At 32.5% G+C, this 20,142-nt stretch carries 19 protein-coding genes and 2 tRNA genes; 7 read left to right on the top strand and 14 right to left on the bottom strand.

Annotated features, from left to right (window positions below; genetic code table 11):
* Positions 1 to 25: 25 nt before the first annotated feature.
* From E9099_RS09485 to mutS, 3 genes are all read right to left on the bottom strand, one after another.
* Positions 26 to 109, bottom strand: a tRNA-Leu gene (locus E9099_RS09485).
* Positions 110 to 135: 26 nt separating this feature from the next.
* Positions 136 to 207, bottom strand: a tRNA-Gly gene (locus E9099_RS09480).
* A gap of 95 nt (positions 208 to 302) precedes the next feature.
* The gene (gene mutS / locus E9099_RS09475; RefSeq protein ID WP_136583403.1) at positions 303 to 2,915 is read right to left on the bottom strand and encodes a DNA mismatch repair protein MutS; all 2,613 of its coding nucleotides are present in this window, start codon (positions 2,913 to 2,915) and stop codon (positions 303 to 305) included.
* A 99-nt stretch (positions 2,916 to 3,014) separates the two neighbouring features.
* Between mutS and E9099_RS09470 the strand changes: the two genes are divergently transcribed.
* A complete protein-coding gene (locus E9099_RS09470) occupies positions 3,015 to 3,551 on the top strand; it encodes an RNA methyltransferase (RefSeq protein ID WP_136583402.1) in 537 nt (178 codons plus the stop codon).
* A gap of 92 nt (positions 3,552 to 3,643) precedes the next feature.
* Here the strand turns inward: E9099_RS09470 and E9099_RS09465 are convergent, their stop codons facing one another.
* Positions 3,644 to 4,066: a hypothetical protein gene (locus E9099_RS09465; RefSeq protein ID WP_136583401.1), complete on the bottom strand. Its 423-nt coding sequence runs from the start codon at positions 4,064 to 4,066 to the stop codon at positions 3,644 to 3,646.
* Positions 4,067 to 4,347: 281 nt separating this feature from the next.
* On the opposite strand from E9099_RS09465, the gene E9099_RS09460 reads away from it, so the two are divergent.
* Together E9099_RS09460 and E9099_RS09455 are read left to right on the top strand one after the other, a co-directional pair.
* Complete coding sequence (locus tag E9099_RS09460) at positions 4,348 to 4,668, top strand: hypothetical protein (RefSeq protein WP_136583400.1); 321 nt, start codon at positions 4,348 to 4,350, stop codon at positions 4,666 to 4,668.
* A 21-nt stretch (positions 4,669 to 4,689) separates the two neighbouring features.
* The gene (locus E9099_RS09455) at positions 4,690 to 5,064 is read left to right on the top strand and encodes a hypothetical protein (protein ID WP_136583399.1); all 375 of its coding nucleotides are present in this window, start codon (positions 4,690 to 4,692) and stop codon (positions 5,062 to 5,064) included.
* A gap of 107 nt (positions 5,065 to 5,171) precedes the next feature.
* Here E9099_RS09455 and E9099_RS09450 read toward each other — a convergent pair whose 3' ends face one another.
* On the bottom strand, positions 5,172 to 5,651 hold the full coding sequence (locus tag E9099_RS09450; protein ID WP_136583398.1) for a GyrI-like domain-containing protein: 480 nt from the start codon (positions 5,649 to 5,651) through the stop codon (positions 5,172 to 5,174).
* Complete coding sequence (folK, locus tag E9099_RS09445) at positions 5,641 to 6,777, bottom strand: 2-amino-4-hydroxy-6-hydroxymethyldihydropteridine diphosphokinase (protein WP_136583397.1); 1,137 nt, start codon at positions 6,775 to 6,777, stop codon at positions 5,641 to 5,643. Before folK ends, E9099_RS09450 begins: the two co-directional genes overlap by 11 nt.
* Positions 6,778 to 6,849: 72 nt before the next feature.
* Here folK and E9099_RS09440 point away from each other — a divergent pair, with 72 nt between their 5' ends.
* From E9099_RS09440 to rpsU, 4 genes are all read left to right on the top strand, one after another.
* The gene (locus E9099_RS09440) at positions 6,850 to 7,554 is read left to right on the top strand and encodes a queuosine precursor transporter (RefSeq protein ID WP_136583396.1); all 705 of its coding nucleotides are present in this window, start codon (positions 6,850 to 6,852) and stop codon (positions 7,552 to 7,554) included.
* A gap of 90 nt (positions 7,555 to 7,644) precedes the next feature.
* Positions 7,645 to 10,317 (top strand): AsmA-like C-terminal region-containing protein, encoded by a 2,673-nt coding sequence (locus E9099_RS09435; protein ID WP_136583395.1) that lies wholly within the window; start codon positions 7,645 to 7,647, stop codon positions 10,315 to 10,317.
* Between the two features lie 152 nt (positions 10,318 to 10,469).
* Positions 10,470 to 11,333 carry an RNA polymerase sigma factor RpoD/SigA gene (locus E9099_RS09430; protein ID WP_101015307.1) on the top strand — a complete coding sequence of 288 codons (864 nt, stop codon included), beginning with the start codon at positions 10,470 to 10,472 and terminating at the stop codon, positions 11,331 to 11,333.
* A 103-nt stretch (positions 11,334 to 11,436) separates the two neighbouring features.
* On the top strand, positions 11,437 to 11,631 hold the full coding sequence (gene rpsU / locus E9099_RS09425; protein ID WP_090841842.1) for a 30S ribosomal protein S21: 195 nt from the start codon (positions 11,437 to 11,439) through the stop codon (positions 11,629 to 11,631).
* A 225-nt stretch (positions 11,632 to 11,856) separates the two neighbouring features.
* Here the strand turns inward: rpsU and murI are convergent, their stop codons facing one another.
* The 8 genes from murI to E9099_RS09385 all read right to left on the bottom strand — a co-directional run bounded on the left by murI (position 11,857) and on the right by E9099_RS09385 (position 20,097).
* Entirely contained in the window at positions 11,857 to 12,636 is a 780-nt protein-coding gene (murI, locus tag E9099_RS09420) for a glutamate racemase (protein WP_136583394.1), read from the bottom strand.
* Between the two features lie 66 nt (positions 12,637 to 12,702).
* Positions 12,703 to 13,212 (bottom strand): OmpH family outer membrane protein, encoded by a 510-nt coding sequence (locus tag E9099_RS09415; RefSeq protein ID WP_136583393.1) that lies wholly within the window; start codon positions 13,210 to 13,212, stop codon positions 12,703 to 12,705.
* 163 nt (positions 13,213 to 13,375) lie between these two features.
* Entirely contained in the window at positions 13,376 to 14,218 is an 843-nt protein-coding gene (locus E9099_RS09410) for an OmpH family outer membrane protein (protein ID WP_136583392.1), read from the bottom strand.
* 230 nt (positions 14,219 to 14,448) lie between these two features.
* Positions 14,449 to 17,103, bottom strand: coding sequence for an outer membrane protein assembly factor (locus tag E9099_RS09405; protein WP_136583391.1), 2,655 nt, complete (start codon positions 17,101 to 17,103; stop codon positions 14,449 to 14,451).
* Positions 17,036 to 17,719, bottom strand: coding sequence for an isoprenyl transferase (locus E9099_RS09400; protein ID WP_240788989.1), 684 nt, complete (start codon positions 17,717 to 17,719; stop codon positions 17,036 to 17,038). Before E9099_RS09400 ends, E9099_RS09405 begins: the two co-directional genes overlap by 68 nt.
* A 58-nt stretch (positions 17,720 to 17,777) precedes the next feature.
* Positions 17,778 to 18,467 carry a DUF6089 family protein gene (locus tag E9099_RS09395; protein ID WP_136583390.1) on the bottom strand — a complete coding sequence of 230 codons (690 nt, stop codon included), beginning with the start codon at positions 18,465 to 18,467 and terminating at the stop codon, positions 17,778 to 17,780.
* Positions 18,468 to 18,565: 98 nt separating this feature from the next.
* Positions 18,566 to 19,435, bottom strand: coding sequence for an NAD kinase (locus tag E9099_RS09390; RefSeq protein ID WP_136583389.1), 870 nt, complete (start codon positions 19,433 to 19,435; stop codon positions 18,566 to 18,568).
* Between the two features lie 2 nt (positions 19,436 to 19,437).
* On the bottom strand, positions 19,438 to 20,097 hold the full coding sequence (locus E9099_RS09385; RefSeq protein ID WP_136583388.1) for a CBS domain-containing protein: 660 nt from the start codon (positions 20,095 to 20,097) through the stop codon (positions 19,438 to 19,440).
* Positions 20,098 to 20,142 lie beyond the last annotated feature (45 nt).

Raw genomic sequence — 20,142 nt, 5'->3', positions numbered from 1 at the left:
ATCGTTTGATTAACAAGAGGTTTAGTACTCGGGACGGGACTTGAACCCGTACGTCCTAATGGACATTGGATTTTAAGTCCAACGTGTCTACCAATTCCACCACCCGAGCTTGGTATATTTTTAAGAAAGTCTCAGAGCGAAAGACGGGATTTGAACCCGCGACCCCCACCTTGGCAAGGTGATGCTCTACCCCTGAGCTACTTTCGCAGTCTTTATATGAACGTGCAATATCGTATTGCGGTTGCAAATTTAGGACTTTTATTCAAAGTACAAAGCTTTTTTTGAAAAAATTTTAAAATAATTTATACTTGCTTCTTTTTCACCAACATACGTTTGATCTCATTTAGCTTCATTAAAGCTTCCACTGGTGTTAATGTGTCAATATCGATATCTATGATCTCTTCTTTGATGTTTTCAAGTAATGGATCGTCTAAATTAAAGAAGCTTAATTGCATCTCATCTTGCATAGATTTAACTTTATCTGTCAATTCTTCACTAGAATGACTCTTCTCTAGCTTTTTTAAGATCTGATTTGCGCGTCTTAATACTTGTTGTGGCATTCCTGCCATTTTTGCTACATGTATACCAAAACTATGCTCGCTACCACCTTCTACAAGCTTACGCAGAAATAACACATTGTCTTTTAACTCTTTTACGGAGACATTGAAATTTTTAATACGCTCAAAAGTTTCTGTCATTTCATTTAACTCATGGTAATGCGTTGCAAATAACGTTTTAGGCTTCGCAGGGTGCTCATGTAAATACTCACTAATAGCCCAAGCAATAGAAATCCCATCATAAGTACTAGTCCCTCTTCCTATTTCATCTAATAAAACTAAACTCCTATCAGAGATGTTATTTAAAATCGATGCAGTTTCATTCATCTCCACCATAAATGTAGATTCTCCCATCGATATATTATCACTAGCCCCTACACGTGTAAAAATTTTATCTACAACACCTATTCTAGCCTCTTTTGCGGGCACAAAGCTTCCTATTTGAGCCAACAGTACTATTAAAGCGGTTTGACGCAAAATAGCGGACTTACCAGACATGTTTGGTCCTGTAATCATAATAACCTGTTGCGCTTCCCTATCTAAAAATACATTATTAGCGATATAAGGCTCTCCTATTGGTAATTGTTTTTCAATAACAGGATGACGCCCCTCAACAATATCCAAATCATGCGACTCGTCTAAATTTGGATACACATAATTATTATCTGACGCTAACTGTGCAAAACCGCACAAGCAATCAATTTTAGCAATTAAATACGCATTTTGTTGCACTGGCTTAATATACTGATTCATCCATTGTACCAAATCTGCAAACAACTTTTGCTCGATTGCCATAATGCGCTCTTCTGCACCTAAAATTTTAGCTTCGTATTCTTTTAACTCTTCAGTGATATAACGTTCTGCGTTTACTAAAGTTTGTTTTCGTATCCATTCTTCAGGCACCTTGTCCTTATGCGTATTTCTGACTTCTATATAATAACCAAACACATTGTTAGATGCAATTTTAAGAGACGTGATTCCCGTACGCTCACTTTCACGCTTTAGCATTTGATCTAAATAATCCTTACCTGACGTCGATAATGCTCTAAGCTCATCTAATTCGGCAGAAAAACCAGCAGCAATAGAACTTCCTTTTAAAATATTTACTGGTGCTTCTTCATTTAATGTTTCTTTTATTTTTTCACGAAGCACATTACAACTTTGCAAATTATCTCCAATAACCTGCAAGGACTCGTTATCACAATTAGAAGCAAACTCTTTTATAGGAATTATAGCTTCTAAAGAGTTTTTAAGGTGAATGACCTCACGTGGACTCACCTTCTGAGTTGCTATTTTAGAAATTAAGCGCTCTAAGTCACCAATCAACTTTATATTATGTTGAATTTTACCCAAAACAATAGTATCTGTTTTTAAATAAGATACGACTTCGTGACGTTGCTTAATCTGATCTATCTGTTTTAATGGCAAAGCCAACCATCGTTTTAACAAACGCCCTCCCATAGGAGAGATGGTTTTATCAATGATATTTAATAAAGTGACCGCATTGTTGTTAGTCGAATTATAAAGCTCTAAGTTTCGGATAGTAAAACGGTCCATCCACACATAATCATCTTCTGCAATACGCGAAATAGACGAAATATGCTCTAATTTATTATGTTGTGTTTCTGCTAAATAATGCAGTATCGAACCCGATGCGATAATACCTTCATTTAAATTTTCGATTCCAAATCCTTTTAAAGATTTAGTATCAAAATGTTTTAATAACGTTTCGTTAGCATAATCAGGCTGATATACCCAATCTTCTAAATTAAACGTGTGAAAATCTTTACCAAAACACTCAGTAAACTTATTACGTTTAGGTTTAGCAACCAAAACCTCACTTGGACTAAAATTTTGAAGTAATTTATCGATATATTCTTGATTACCCTGTGAAGTCAAAAACTCTCCAGTTGAAATGTCTAAAAATGAAATTCCGATATTAACTTTTCCAAAATACACAGAGCACAAAAAATTATTAGTCTTAGACTGAAGCACTTCGTCATTTAAAGCAACTCCTGGTGTCACCAATTCTGTGACCCCACGTTTTACAATATTTTTAGTTTGCTTTGGATCTTCCAATTGGTCACAAATAGCAACACGCTCTCCTGCTTTTACCAATTTAGGTAAATAAGTATTTATCGAGTGGTGCGGAAAACCAGCTAATTCAATTTCACTTTCACTTCCTGCTCCTCTTTTTGTAAGAGTAATACCTAATATTCCAGCTGCTTTTATTGCATCCGAGCCGAAGGTTTCGTAAAAGTCTCCCACTCTAAATAATAATAGCGCATCAGGATATTTAGCCTTGATCGCATTATACTGCTTCATTAAGGGCGTGACTTTTTTGCTTTTTGTTGCCAAAGGATATACGTTTTTAGTAAGTTTGCAATGTAACTAAATATTGATTTTTATAGAAGTCAATTCAATTTTAGTTATTGAAAATTATTCACAATCATTGTAATGAGAAAACTAAAGAACAGCGAACTAGACAGATTAAGTGTTAACGACTTTAAATCGGCTAAAAAAACACCCTTAATTATTATTTTAGATAACATTAGAAGTTTAAATAATATTGGTAGCGTTTTTAGAACTAGCGATGCCTTTTTAGTTGAAAAAATTTATTTGTGCGGCATCACTGCTACACCTCCACACAAAGACATCCACAAAACAGCTTTAGGAAGTACAGATACTGTTGCTTGGGAGCATGTTGAGAATACAATGGATTTAATAAAAAAATTACAAACTGAAAACATAAGCATTTGCGCCATTGAACAAGCAGAACATGCCACAATGCTTAACGACTTTAAAGTTGAAGACAATAAAAAATATGCTTTAGTTTTTGGTAATGAAGTAAAAGGTGTTACTCAAGACGTGGTAGACGCAAGTGATGTTGTTATTGAAATCCCTCAATTTGGAACAAAACATTCTCTAAACATAAGTGTTAGTTGTGGTGTTGTCGTATGGGATGTTTTTTCGAAGCTATCCTTAACAGAATAAGTACACAAATTAGTTTTTATAAAAAAAGTATAACCATACTAAAATTGAGTCACCTTCTCAGGTTTACATCGTTAATACGACACCTCTTTTTCTTAACGTCTTCGTTTTCCAAAAAAACCACTTTTCATACGCTTCTGATAAGTACCTGCTGTATCCGTAGAATGAGAACTTGACGCTTGTACATCTAATTCTTCTGCAAAAACCTCACCCTCTTCAGCTGAAGCCGTTTCTTCTTTTTCTACTTCCTCTATTTCCACATCATCTTCTAGCACAACAGATTCTTTTTCAACAAAAAGCTCTTCCGTCGCTGGAATACTCGGTTCGCCATCAACATCTTTTAACATGTGAAGCACTTCTTCAATTAAGTTATCTCCTATAGCCTCATTCTCTTCGTCTATAGCCTCATTCTCTTCGTCCAAATATTGCTCAGGGTTAACTCTAAACGAATTAAACTTTATCTTCTTCTGTTTCAAAACTTTAATTAAAACCGTCTCTGTCATCTCTTTAAATCGCATATTTTATCATTCTTTGAAGCAAAATAATGCTTTTTAAAAACAACGGTAATCATTAAATTAGTTAAAAAAATACTATACTCGACAAAAAGCAAATTTTCACCACTAACCACGTTAAGTATTATTTAAAATATAAAAAAACAATGTCTTAATTCATACGAACACCTTTAAACCGATAAATATGATATTTATCGGTTCATATTAAAAACCTACAATTTACTCACAAAAAATATAACTGTTTTCAAAAAAGACAGTACATTTGCCACCCAGAACACTTCGAACTAATGATTGATATAGAACAAATTAAAGCTGAAACAGGAGCCAACATCGTAATTATTGTAGATAACTACGGCACCATTATTAACTCTACTGAAACAGAGTATGTAAAAAACTTTGCATTAATGACCGAGTCTGCTTTCTCCATGTGCGATGCCCTGCTTAAAGACATGACCGATACCAATCTAGATCAATTAATAGCTAAATCGAAAGAAAACCTTTTTATAGCAAATAGACTAGACGAAAACTCTATCATACTTGTAACCACTGACAATTTATCTAAATTCGGATTACTTCTTAAGTATATGAATTCTATAGAAAATAAATAACTCAAATTAATAAATAAAACTATGTCAAATTTTTTAGAACAATTTACCACAGAAATCAAAGCTAATGTACCAGGATACATTGCAGTAACAGTAACAGAAGTAGCTACAGGTATCTGCTACGTATCTCACTCTGATAAAGCAGATTTTGATCCAGAAATGGCTTCTGCATACAACTTAGAAGTTGTTAAAGCTAAACAAGGCGCTATTAAAGCATTAGGTTTAGATTCAAAAATCCAGGATATCTTAATTACACTTACAGATCAAATCCACATTATTGATGTTGCTGAGAATGGTGAATATTTTATCTATTTAGCTGTTGATTCAAGCAAAGCAAACTTAGGAATGACTAGAGCCTTACTTAAAAAGTACAAAAAAGACATCGTTAACGAATTATAGAAATCACTTTAGCATTACAATAAACTTGTAATATAATAACACTTTCTATTTAACAAAAAACCATCATAAACACTTGATTTATGATGGTTTTTTTTTTATTTTAGACACTAAACAATAGGCACCCAAATCTCCTCTTCAACTTCTAAATTTGTAGGATGATAATCCTCAGGGAGCTTTTCAAAATGAGGCCTATCATCCAACGTAAATACTGAGCTAGGCAACCAATTTTCATGTATAAACTGCCAAGCACTTAAAAACCCCTCTGACTTCCCCTTATAATTAAACACAGCATATTTACCAGACTCTATTTTTAATATCTTCAAACCTTCTGGCACATTTAAAAAACTAGAAACTTCCACACCAACCCACTTTATATATTCCGTTTTTGGAGATGTTTTATTATAATCAAATTGATTATAAATCTGAATAGAAAATTTTTCAGAACCAACTTTATTTGAAATCTGGTGTCTCTTGGGCATAAATTGCCTAGCTAAAGCTCCAGTCCCTTGCGCATTAGTAATAAAAGACATTACATCCTTGAGACCAACAATTAAAATAGCTTTTGATTGTATTATACTAGGCGTCATGCTCACATATTTGTTCCATCAACCATAAATAGTCAGCCCTATTTTTAACAAAGTCTTTATCTGAAATATCAATAATCTTAATATTAAAATCCGTTTGGCTTTTCAAGAACTCTAAATAACCCGCATTAATTTTATCAAGATAATCGTCTTCTATTTCACTTTCATATTTACGTCCACGTTTTTTAATATTTGCTTGTAAACGCTCTGTATTCTGATACAAATAGACATATAAATCTGGCTTTGGAATGTCTTTATACATAAGATAAAACAACTTCCTGTACAACTTAAACTCGTCCGGTTGCAACGTGATTTTAGAAAAAATCAAGGATTTAAAAACATCGTAATCACTGACAATAAAATCCTTAAACAAATCCAACTGCCCTAAGTCGTCCGTAATCTGCTGATAACGATCTGCCAAGAATGACATCTCCAAAGTAAACGCATAACGTTGCGGCTCTTTATAAAATTTTGGCAAAAAGGGATTATCTGCAAAACGCTCTAACACCAATTTAGCATTAAAATCTTCAGAAATCTGGGTTGTTAAACTCGTTTTACCAGCTCCAATATTACCTTCAATAGCAATATAATTATGCTTAGAAAAACTAAATTTTTTATTTGGATTTTTTAACCAAATCTTTACTTCCTCTAATTCGCTTTTATCCTCACACACCAACAATAAATCTTGAACAGACCGCTGCAATATAGGATGCATTACACTTCCTGCTATTAGCTGCAAAGGCTCTAAAACAAAACGACGCTTATGAGCTGCAGGATGTGGAATTATTAAATTTTTGTCATCAACAATTTGATCTTCAAAAAAGATAATATCTAAATCTATAACTCTAGACTCATATCCTTCTGATTGCTTTGGCGTACGTCCTAACTTTTTTTCAATTTGCTGTAAAAGACTCAAAACTTTCTTAGGCTTAAACACCGTACTTACAGCGATACAAGTGTTAAAAAAATCTTCCCCTTCAAAACCAAAAGCCTTACTTTGAAAAACTTTAGCAATACCAACCACATTACCCACCTCTGTAAACACAGCGTCTACAGCGTTTTGTAAGTTCTTAAACTTATCGCCTTTATTACTTCCTAATGCTATGTATACTGTTTTTTGGTCAGTCATAATTTCTTTAGCAAAATAACTAAAAGAAATTCACTTAGTTCTTATCTTTATCAAATCTGTTAATAAGTTTTTATGACCTTAAAAGACAAATTACTTGCTCAAAAAATCTATTTCCTTCTAGGAGCGCTTTTTATAACCTCTTTAGTTGTTTCCAATCTAATATTTCAAAAGTTTTTTTATTGGTATCCATTTGATATTAATATTTTTGGCTCTAAATTATTCGAGATTTCTGTAGGTATCCTCCCTTATCCAATCACTTTTCTAATTACAGATCTAATCAGTGAAATTTATGGTAAAAAACGCGCAAATCAAATTGTAATTGGAGGCATATTCGCTTCACTATTTTCACTCCTCATCGTGTTTACAGCCAATTCTATACCTGCAACAAATTGGTCTCCTGTTAACGACAGCTTGTTTACCAATGTGTTTGGAAACACCATCATCGCGGTATTTGCTAGCATGATGGCTTATCTTCTTGCTCAATTAGTAGATATTCAGATATATCATTTTTGGAAACGCATCACTAAAGGTAAACATTTATGGTTACGCAATAATTTTTCAACCTTTTTATCACAATTTGTAGATACCTTCTCCGTCTTGATTCTACTTTGTTCTTTTGGAGAAATACCATGGCATAGATTTACAGGCTTACTAATAAGTGGTTTTATCTTTAAAGTCCTAATTGCTATAATAGACACACCCTTTTTGTACTTAGGTGTTTATATTTTCAAGAAACGCTTTAAACTTAAGCCTAACGAAGAATTACAACTACTTTAACAAATGCTAAACTTTTATTAAATACTTTTGTATAAACAACTATTTATATAAAAAATTCGTAAATAGAGTGTACCAAAAAATCAATATTTTATGAAGAAAAAACTTAAAATCATAGGTGTATTTTTACTAATAATTGTAACCTTATTAATTGCAAGCCCATTTATATTCCAAAGTCAAATAAAGGACATGGTGCGTAATTACATCAATGACAATGTTAACGCAAAAGTCACTTTTGACGATGTCAATTTAAGTTTTATAAGCAGTTTTCCTCAAGCCAATGTCACATTAGACAACTTAGCGATAACAAATTTAGCGCCCTTCGCAAATGATACGCTTGCAAAAGTCAAGCTACTGTCGCTTGATATGTCTATAAAAGAATTGTTTAAAAATGCATCAGAAGATCCAATTATCGTTAATACTATAGCTATTGATGAAGCTAAAATCAATCTAAAAACGAATGCAGAAGGACAAGTAAATTGGGACATCGCTAAAACCAATGACACTAACGCCGCTCCAGAAACAACTAAAAGTAAAGGTTTTGCTTTTGACATCGAAAACTATAGTATCAAAAACAGTGCTTTTAACTATTTAGACCAAAGTACAAATACCATATTTAACATCGCCAATTTAAATCATTCTGGAAACGGTAGATTCTCTGGTGATGTTTCGGAATTGGATACAGAAACCGAAGCTAATATTTCCTTTAGCCTTGATAGCACAGAATATTTGAGTAATAACAGCTTAAAATTAGATGCGTTAATAGACTTAGACTTAACCAATAGTAAGTATACTTTTAAGGACAATAAAGCGTTAATTAATGACTTACCCATAGAGTTCAAAGGATTTATACAACTAACTGAAGCTGGTCAGAATATTGATATCAGCTTTGAAAACCCTGGCTCTACCTTTAAAGATTTTCTAGCTGTAATCCCTAAAGCATACGCTAAAAATTTAGACAATGTTGATACCACGGGTAGCTTCAAGATTAACGGTGTTATTAAGGGAGAAGTTACAGAAACTACAATTCCAACTTTAGATATAAATATTTTATCCAATAATGCCTCTTTTAAGTTTGCAGAGTTACCTAAACGTGTTGAAAACATAAGCATTAATACACAAATAAAAAACGACACCGGTAATATAGATGACACTTATGTAAATATTAATACACTAAACTTTAAAATTGACCAAGACGAATTTAAAAGTTCAGCTACCATTAAAAATTTAACAAAAAACATGTTAGTTAATGCTAATATTGATGGTGTTTTAAACTTAGGAAATCTTACAAAAGCATATCCTATAGCGTTAGAAAACGAACTAAAAGGAATCTTAAAAGCAAAAATCAATACTAGTTTTGACATGAACGCAATTGAGACCAATGCTTATGACCGTATAAAAAATAACGGAAGTATATCCTTGTCCGATTTTGTGTTTTCTTCAGCAGATATTGTTAATCCGTTAAATATCACTAAAGCTTCCGTCAACTTTAATCCTGGTACTATCACGCTAGACAATTTTATTGCAAAAACAGGAGACACCGATTTAAATGCCACTGGAACGATCAACAACTTACTTGGTTTTTTATTAAGCGACCAAAAACTTACCGGAAACTTTAATCTAAAATCTAATGTCTTTAAGATAAGTGATTTTATGGCTGAAGGTGGGAGTGACGCCCCAATCAATCAAAGCGCAGAACCAGCCACCGCTTTAAAAATACCTGCTTTTCTAGACTGTACTATTGTTGCTGATGCCAAAACAGTATATTACGATAATCTAGTTTTAAAAGACGTTAAAGGACAACTTAAAATAGCGGATGAAAAAGCGCAACTAAACAACGTAACATCCAGTATATTTAGTGGTAATCTAACATTAGAAGGACTAGTAGACACAAAAACAGCTAGACCATCTTTTAACATGAATGTTGGCGCCCAAAATTTTGATATTGCCAAGTCATTTACAGATTTAAATTTATTACAAGCGTTAGCTCCACTTACTAAAGTTTTACAAGGTAAATTTAATAGCACTATTAATCTATCAGGAAGTTTAGGAGAAGATTTCACACCGCTATTAAATAGTATTTCAGGAGACGCTTTCGCGGAATTAATGACCACAAAAATTGAACCTAAAAATGAACAATTATTTTCTATGTTAGAAAGTAAACTTAACTTTTTAGATTTTAGCAAACTAGACTTAAAAGATTTGAGTACTAAGCTATCTTTTGATAATGGACAAGTCACCGTTAAGCCTTTTGACATTAAATATAAAGATATAAAAATGACAGTAGGCGGATCACACACCTTTAGCAACACCATGAATTACCAAGTTGTTTTAGACGTACCAGCTAAATACTTAGGTAGTGATATAAATACTTTAATTAATAAAATTAATGACCCTGCGGTCAATACAATTACTATTCCTGTTACTGCTACTATCTCTGGAAACACTTTAAAACCAGATGTAACAACAGACTTAACTAGCGGTGTAAAAAATTTAACAACTCAATTAGTCGAAATTGAAAAACAAAAACTTTTAAATAAAGGGAAAGACAAATTAACTGATGTCGTAGGTAATATTCTAGGGGGCAACACTACTAAAGACAGTACAAGTACACAAAGCGATAATGGTGTAAAAGACCTGCTAGGAGGCATAATCAACAATACTAACACTCCAAAAGACACTACCAAAACAGAAGACAATACTCCTAAAGACAAAGTCAAGGATGCTCTTAATGGTCTGTTTGGAAAAAAGAAGACAAACGAATAATTTAAAACTTTAACAAAATTTAATTGTTGTTACGATTTTTTTTAATGAATTTTAATCGTTTGAACTCTTTTTTAAAAATAAAGTGTTAATAATTAGGAAATGTCAAAAAAAACATTAGATTGTATGTATAACTTTAAAACAATTTGGACTGAATGAGGCAATTAAAAATTACCAAGCAAGTTACCAACCGTGAATCAAAATCACTAGATAAATACTTACAAGATATAAGCAAACTTCCCATGATTACTGCTGAGGAGGAAGTAGAACTAGCCCAAAAAATAAGGGAAGGTTGTCAGAAATCTTTGGATTTATTGACTACTGCTAACTTACGTTTTGTGGTCTCTGTTGCAAAGCAATACCAAAATCAAGGTTTAACTTTGCCTGATTTAATAAATGAAGGTAACGCTGGATTAGTTAAAGCTGCGAAACGTTTTGATGAAACCAGAGGGTTTAAATTTATATCTTACGCCGTTTGGTGGATTAGACAAGCAATTTTATCTGCTTTAGCAGAACAATCTAGAATTGTTAGATTACCATTAAACAAAATTGGATCTATTAATAAAATCCGAAAAGTAACGTCTCATCTTGAGCAAGTCAACCAAAGACCTCCAAGTGCATCAGAAATAGCAAAAGAGCTTGACTTAACAATTAGTGATGTTAAGCAGTCTATGAAAATTTCTAGTAGACACGTTTCTATGGATGCGCCTTTAAAGGAAGGTGAAGATTATAGCCTTTATGATTTAGTAAGCTCTAATGAGTCTCCAAATCCGGATAATAACTTAATGCGTGAGTCTTTAAACACAGAGATTGACAGAGCACTAGAAACGTTGACACCTAGAGAAAGTGACGTGATTAGACTTAATTTTGGATTAAGTAATCAACCAGCTATGACTTTAGACGAAATTGGTCGTACATTTGACTTAACACGTGAACGTGTAAGACAAATTAGAGAAAAAGGAATCAGACGTTTACGTCAAACTTCAAAGAGTAAAATACTAAAAACATATTTAGGATAAACCTAAATATTGCTTTGTATATTAAATAACAAAAAAAAGTGCATTATTAATTTGAATTATATTTTAATTTAATTGATATTTGCACCAGATTTAAAATTTAGATATGTTAAGAATTGAAATTAAAGAAGGTGAAAACATAGAACGTGCACTTAAACGTTACAAACGTAAGCACAGAAATGTAAAAGTTATGCAAAACTTAAGAGACAAGCAATACTTTACAAAACCATCTGTAAAGAACAGACGTCAGATTCAGAAAGCTAGTTATATTCAAGGTCTTAGAGACGCAGAGAATATATAATAACTTTTTATTTTATATAAAAAAACCACGCATTTATAAATGTCGTGGTTTTTTTGTTGTCTTAAATCAAAAAATTTATAATATCATCAAGGTTGTTACATTAATTAGAATACACTCTATCTTAACTACAGAGTTGTTAAGCTCAACGCTTTTATTAACCTACTGATTTTTATATAATTGCAATCGTCCTTTTTTTTATTCGAAAAACTTAGTTGCTCTTCTTGATTAAAATTTTAAATAGTCAACTTTAAACTTATCTTCCAACAAACTTGACATCACTAATGGGTTACTATTAGAATAAAACTGTAAAATTGGATTAGCTTCAGCTGTATTTAATAATGCATGCTTTTCCAAAACAGCTTTCGTCTGTTTTGCTACCGCCTCTCCAGAATCAATTATCTTAACATGTTTAGGCAATATTTTTTTCAATTGAGTCATCAAATAAGGATAATGCGTACAACCCAACACCAAATAATCAATATTAGCTTCTAGCATTGGTTCTAAATAACCTCTAAGAACAGCGGTCATTTTAGTAGAGTTAATGCGACCACTTTCTATTAATTGTACTATCCCCTCTCCTTCTTGCTCTATAATCTTTATACCATTACTATATAATTGCGTCGCATTACAAAACAATTCACTACTTAAAGTTCCTCTTGTAGCCAAAACACCTATGACCTTTGTTTGTGTTTTTAAAGCAGCTGGCTTAATGGCTGGCTCTATACCTATAATTGGCACATCATAATGTTGTCTCAGATAGTCAATAGCATTCGTTGTAGCAGTATTACAAGCCACAACAATAAGCTTACAGTTGTGATTAAGTAAATACTCCGTATTTTTAATAGAAAGGGCTAAAATAGCCTCTTTCCCTTTTGGACCATAAGGTGCGTTAGCACTATCTGCAAGATAAACAGTATTTTCTTTAGGCATCAAAGCATGAATTGCCCTCCATATGGACGTACCACCTACTCCCGAATCAAAAATACCTATGGGTTGTTTATTCATAAAATTAAGCATAAAAAAAGCTGTCTAAAGTTAGACAGCTTAATTTTAATTTGAAAGGAATTTTAATTAAAATCCTAATTCTTTTTGTACATCAGTCATTAAGTCTTTTCCAGCTGCCATAATTACACCAGATCCTTCAGAAGAATCTAAAACGTAATTAAACCCTTGTGCTGCACCTACTTTCAAGATTGCAGCTTTAGCTTTATCAGTTATCGGCTTTAATAAGTCAAACTCCTTTTTTTGTAATTGAGTTTGCGCATCTGTTTGATATTGACGGATACTTTGTTGCATTCCTTGTAATTCTTCTCCACGAGATTGATTCTGCTCGTTTGTTTTAGTCGCAGCTTCAGCTTCGTATACCTTTGCTTTAGATTGATATTCAGTCATCATTTCTTTAATATCAGCTTCAAAAGTCTTACCCATCTTTTCCATTTCTGCTTTAGCAGCTTTCATTGCCGGCATTGATGCAACTAGTTTTTGTGTATCAACATGTGCTAATTTTGTTTGAGCATTTGTAAAACTTGTCGCTCCAATAAATAAGGCTGTAGCAAATAAAAGTGTTTTGATTTGTTTCATTTTTTTAATAGTATTTGTGTGTTATAAATTATTTGTAATTGTCTTAGTTGTCTTCGTCTTTTCCTCTATATTTTTTTTTAGCAACTAGCGCTACTTTACCCGCTTCGCTATCTGCTATCCTTTTTTTTATCTTCTCTTGTAGAAGTTACCCTCTTCTTTTTGGTTACTCTTCCTCATTTACATCACCTGGTTGTCCAACAGACTTATTGTCTTCTTCCTTACCAGCATTTCTTTCCTCTAATTTATCCTCCCTCGCTTTAGCTCGTTCTTCTATGACTTTAGCTCTTTCTTCTGCTGCTGCTTTTTTCTTAGCCTCTCTCTCATCCAATACCGTCTTTTTTCTTAATTCAGCAGCCTTTGCTCTCTCTGCTAATTTATCGTCTATAGCCTTTTGACGTGCTTCCTTACTTTCGTTAATTTCAACAACCACATCCTCTTCCTTGGCATTTTTTCGTTCCGATCTATTATTTGCTTGCGTACGTTTTGACGCTCTTGATATTGTTCTTATAATTAGTTCACTCATATCAAAACGTTCCGCTGAATACAGCATCACAACATCTGCAGACTTATCAAAGACGAAATCATATTTCTTTGCTGTTGCAATATCCTGAACAGCCTGAAAAATCTGATCTTGGACAGGTTGCATGAGTTGTCTTTTTTGAATCATTAAATCACCATTAGGACCAAAACGCTTCTGTTGATAATCTAATATCTCTTTTTCTTCAAAAACAAGATCTTCTTCACGCTCCTCAATTAACTCTTTGGTCAATAAAGCCTTTTCAAGATTTAACGACTCACGCTTTACCTTTAAATCATTAAGCTGACCTTCTATTTCGGATTTCCATTTTTGAACTTTGCCTTCTAATTGACTAGTAGCTTCCGTGTATTCAGGAATATTTTCTAGAATATACTCAGTATCTATATAACCAATCCTAACCCCACGTTGGGCACTAGCAGTAAAACCTACCGTCAGCATAGCCAATATAATAAGAACTTTAATTTTCATTTTGGGTTTTGTTTAATTATTTCACAATTATAAACTCAAATTAATTACAAACATTATAAAAAAAATGTTTTTTTTGAGTTAATTTTTTCAAAATAACGAATTTAAATCTAAAAATTTTTGATTCTCTAATCAAATCCTTATAATATTATTAGAAAATATCGTGCCAAAAATAAAAAATAAAAAAACTATGGCTGTAATTTAATGGTTTTATTAGATGTAACTATAATTAATTAAAATTGTTGACCAATTATAAAGTGAGTTTCCCAACCATGTTTAGACGTTTCTCCTGGTTGTGGATCAAACCCGTGACCAAAATCAATTCCTAATAAACCAAATGCTGGCATAAAGATTCTTAAACCAAACCCAGCTGATCTCTTAAGTGCAAACGGATCATAGTCATTAAAATTATCATAAGACCCACCACCTTCTAAAAATCCTAAAGCATAGATCTTAGCAGATTGCTTTAAAGTAATAGGGTAACGTAATTCCAAAGAAAATTTATTATAAATAGTACCACCATCTGAAGATGAGAGTGCTTGATTTGCATAACCACGAAGGGCTACAGCCTCTCTACCATCTAAACTATAACTACCCAATCCATCACCACCTACAAAGAAACGCTCAAAAGGAATCACACCTCTATCTTGATTATATGCTCCTAAAAACCCAAACTCTATACTTGGACGCAATACAAGTTTACCCACTAATTTGGTATACCAATCTCCTTTGAATTTAATTTTATAAAACTCCAACCACTTATAACGTTCTTGATCAATTTCACTTACTCTATTTGCGGCTTCTGTTCTTAAAATTATGTTTGCATTATCATCATTAGCAATATCTTCATTAATATCTCTTTCCGATTTAAGCGCATCATAATCTGTACTGTTAAACAAAGAATATGGTAAAGAAAATTTAGCTGTCGCAGAAAAACTGGATCCACCCATTGGGAAAATTGGATCATTAAATGTATTATTTCTACTCAAACCTAACGTGTATGATAAGTTATTAGAATAACCATCTCCAAAAGTAAATAATCCTGTATTGTAATTTTTTAAATCATAATGTTGAAAACTTACAGCCTGAGATAAAGTAAAGAAATCATCAGGAACCGATAAACGTTTAGCTAGACCAAATGTGATCCCCGTAATATTAAATCGACTATCTTTATCTGCATTCCCTGTTGTTGCATCATACAAGAATTGTTTTGTTTGTGAAATAGACGTTGAAAACTGAACTGGTTTTTTACCTCCTAACCAAGGTTCTGAGAATGAAAAACTATACGTTTGGAAATAAGTACTGGCCTGCAAACGTAATGCCAGCTTCTGACCATCACCACTTGGTATTGGATCATAAGCCTCTTTTTTGAATAAATCTTTTATCGAAAAGTTATTAAAAGAAAGCCCCAAAGTACCAATAAATCCACCGCCACCATAACCTCCTTGAAGTTCGATTTGACTAGAACCAGACTCTACTACAGCATATTCCATATCTATAGTACCTTCCTCTGGATTAGGATTTTTAAAATTTGGAGATAATTGTTCTGCATCAAAGAAACCTAACTGACTAAGTTCTCTAATAGTTCTAACTACATTTTCTTTACTATATAATTCACCCGGTCTTGTTCTAATCTCTCTGTAAATTACATGGTCATTAGTTTTTTGGTTTCCTACTACTGACACTTTATCAAAATAGACTGCCTTACCTTCAGAAATTCTAATCTCCATGTCGATCACATTCCCACCCGAGTTAATTTCGACAGGATTTATTGTAGAAAATAAATAACCATTATTTTGATAAAGGTTAGTCAAGTCATCTCCATCTGGTTTTGTATCATCAGCAATACGCTTTTGAAGTTCAACCCCGTTGTAAGTGTCCCCCTTCTCAATTCGTAATTTCCTTTTTAAGTATTCATCAGCATAAACAGTATTACCAATAAAGGATACTTCACCAAACGTGTATTTTTCACCTTCTTCAACATTAATTTTAAGGGATACTGTTTTGTCATTATTATCAATTAAGGAATCAGAAATAACTCTCGCATCTCTGTATCCAACTTCTTTATATTTATTTACGATGCTTATAAGATCCTCTTTATAGTCTGCTTCGATAAATTTTGAACGCTTCAAAACTCTAATAGGATTTTTCTTTTTAGTGTTTTTCATAGCTTTTCTAAGGTTTTTATCACTTATAACTGTATTACCTTCAAAATCTATATTTTTTACCTTTACCTTTTCACCTTTATCAATAGCAACTATCATGTTTACAATAGATTTATCGATTGAATCATTAACTACTTCTATAGTATTTACATTTACCTTAGCATTAAGAAAACCATCTTTCTTGTACTTACTTTCTAAGTAATTCTCTGTAGTGGTAATTAAATTCTCTGTAACTTTCGTCCCTTTTAAAAGTTTATTTTCTTCTAAAATAGCTTCGTGTTTTCCTATTTTAACACCTGTTATTACAATTTCTTTAAGTTCCGGCAAGTCAGATAATCTAATCTCTAAAAAAGCACTATCCCCTTCAACCTTTAGCAAATACATTTCTATATCACTAAACAAATTAGACTTCCATAGCTTTTTTATGGCATCACTAATTTCTTCACCAGGAATCATAATTTCCGTTCCCTTTTTTAAACCGGAATACGTAACTATAGTTTGTTCGCTAAAGCTAGTATTCCCTTTAACTGTAATTTCTGCTAGATTATATTTTTTACCGTTTTCGTAGCTTAAATCTTGAGCAGTTATTGTTAATGCACTTAAAAATGCAAATACAAACAAAGTGTAATTTAATATTGTTTTCAATGGTAATTGTTTAGCTAAGTTGTTCACTTGTTTTCCCAAATCGTCGTTCTCTTTTTTGATATTCTGTAATCGCTTCATTTAAGTGTTTCTTTGTAAAGTCCGGCCAAAGTACTGGTGTAAAATATAATTCTGCATAAGCTATTTGCCACAACAAAAAATTACTAATACGCTGCTCTCCACTTGTCCTTATAAGTAAATCAACATCAGGTAAACTCTGCGTGTAAAGATGTGCATTAAATACCGATTCGTCAATATTTTCTGCAGAAATTATATTATTTTTAACTTTAATACTGATTTCTTTAACAGCATGTAATAGCTCTTCTCTAGACCCATAGCTAAGTGCTAATGTCAGATCCATATGTGTATTATCCTTAGTTAATTCAATAACTTCTTGTAATTCTTTATAAACTTTTTTAGGTAATGACTCTAGATTACCAATTGCTTTTAGTTTGATTTTGTTATCTAAAAGTGTTTTAATTTCTTTTTTAAGAGAAGACACTAAAAGCTTCATTAAAGTATCCACTTCTAATTTGGGACGTTTCCAATTCTCTGTAGAAAACGCATATAATGTTAAATGTTTTATACCTAATTCGGCACAAGCCTCCACTGTTTCGCGCACAGATTTAGTACCATTCTCATGACCAAAAGCACGCAACATACCTTGCTTTTTAGCCCATCTCCCATTACCGTCCATAATTATGGCGATATGCTTTGGCAGGTTCTGTTTTTGTATGTGATTTTCTGTTTTCAAATTAATATCCGCAATAACAAGGGTTTTTACCAAATGTATATGTTAAGGTTACTCCTGTAAACATATACCAATCATTATTATTTAAATTCCCGAAACTTCTTTGTGCTAATTCTTCTGCATCTGGCGAACTTCCATCTAAATTATCAGAAAAAGTATAACGTGCGCCTACTTCTAAAGCTAGAATTATATTAGAACTAACTAAAGCTTTAAAGCCTATTATCATTGGAATCCCTAAAGCAATATTAGTATCATCATTAGACTCTACCTCTCCTAAACTATTATAGTAAAAATCATCGTGTTGCGTTGCACTTATACCTGTAGACAGATATGGTGTAGACACAAACCCGCCCTCGTGTAAATCAAAGTCAAAAAAAGTAAATTCGACACCTGCCGATAATTCTATAATTTGATTATTAAATTCTAAGCTTCTTAATTGCCTACTTGGGTCGTCGGAATTTTTATCGATACCTTCTAATTCTGCAAACGTTAAAGAAACCCTGTAAGAATGTCTTGGACTCCTATTCCATTTATATATAGCACCTATTGCTAATTGGTTTGGAGCTATATAATCGGTAGCTCCAACATCTCCTACAAAATTAGCACCTCCCAAATACAACCCAAATTCGTTGATTTGTGCGCTACTATTTTGTATGCAAAAAAATGTTAGTATTAGTAAGGTTAACTGCTTCATAAATCTTCAAAGTTTGCAAATATAATAAATAAGACTAGTCTATAACAATTTGATTGAAATAGTTACACTTAAAAACAGATTTAACAGCAATTTATTGTTTAATTACGTTTGTCTTCTCCCCAAAGTAATTTTTTTCGGAGTGTATCCAGAAAAGTTTCGTTGTTTAACACGATCATTTTAATAGTAAAAGGTGCCTTTTTAATGGTAATTGTAGTTCTATTTGAAAGCGTTGCAATTCTAGAGTCCATCGACACTAAATGCTTTTTCTCTCTCCCATCTACTTTTAAAGTAATTACGGTAGAATCGTCAATAACCAATGGTCTTGCACTTAAATTATGCGGTGCAATTGGCGTTAAAACTAAACTATTTGTATTAGGAGTTATTACTGGCCCTCCACAACTTAAAGAATACCCTGTAGATCCTGTTGGTGTTGATATAATCAAACCATCACTCCAATACGACGTAAGATACTCGCCATTCAATTCGGTCTCAACCGTAATCATAGACGTTGTATTTTTTCTACTAACTGCGATTTCATTTAAAGCAAAATTGCACGTATTAATTTCGGCATTATCCTCAGAACTTTCAATCGTTAACAAACTACGTTCTGAAATGGAATATTTTTTTTCTAAAATACGATGTATCGCCGTTTCAATGTCTTCAATTTGTATGGTAGCCAAAAAACCTAGACGACCTGTATTAATACCAACAATAGGAATATTTAAATCTCCAACGACAGTTATCGCACGTAAAATAGTACCATCCCCTCCAATACTAACTAAAAAGTCGCAACTATTATCTAGCGTTGAAAACGTATTATATTCAGACTTTATACTTGACGACACCCCTTTATAGAAAGCGGCTTCAATAACAACCTCTATTTTCTTTTTTTCTAACACATTCAGCAACACTTCTAGTGATGCTAATGGCTTTTTTTTCTGAAACTGACTAAAAATAGCAACCTTCATCATTACATGTTTAGATATTTATTAAGATAATCAGAACGTTCTTTTAAAGCATCAAGATAACTATCCTCTTCATGTCCTGAAACAATATTATAACTATAACGTCTAAAGGTTTGCATAATCTCGCTTAGACCAACATTCCCTATTTTTAATGTAATCTGAGCAATATCATTTTCAATTTTAGAAATAAAAGCCCCATACAACTTACCATCATTACTTTCTACTATTTGGCTAATTTCACTAAACGAATAATCAGGCAATCCTTTTTCAATAATTAAAACGGCTCCATTCTCGGCAAAAAATGGTGTTTCATTAAACAAACTAATAATATCATTAAGTTCATAATAACCTAAATATTTACTATTTACATCTAAAACAGGCATAATATTAGCTGAGTTTTGCGCAAAAGCCTCTAAAACATCTAGCCAATTAGTATCGTCTCTTACAAAAAAACCTTCTGTAGCATACGCACAATCCGAAATAACCTCAACTTTTTGAAAACAATGCGCGTCATTCTCCGAGATACACCCCAAGTAGACGCCATCCTCGTTTTTTATAGGAATATGAGAATAAGTTAATTGATTAAACAGCAACTGTAAATCACTAACCAAACCTGTGTTAAGCAATGGTTTTATATCGTTTATTACGTAATCTGGAAGATTCATTTTATAAAAACTTTAGTTTTGCAAATTAATTAAAAATTAGAACAA

Source organism: Psychroserpens sp. NJDZ02 (assembly GCF_004843725.1).
Taxonomy (GTDB): Bacteria; Bacteroidota; Bacteroidia; order Flavobacteriales; family Flavobacteriaceae; genus Olleya.
Note: the sequence above shows the minus strand (reverse complement) of the source record. Positions and strands in the feature narration are given on the sequence as shown.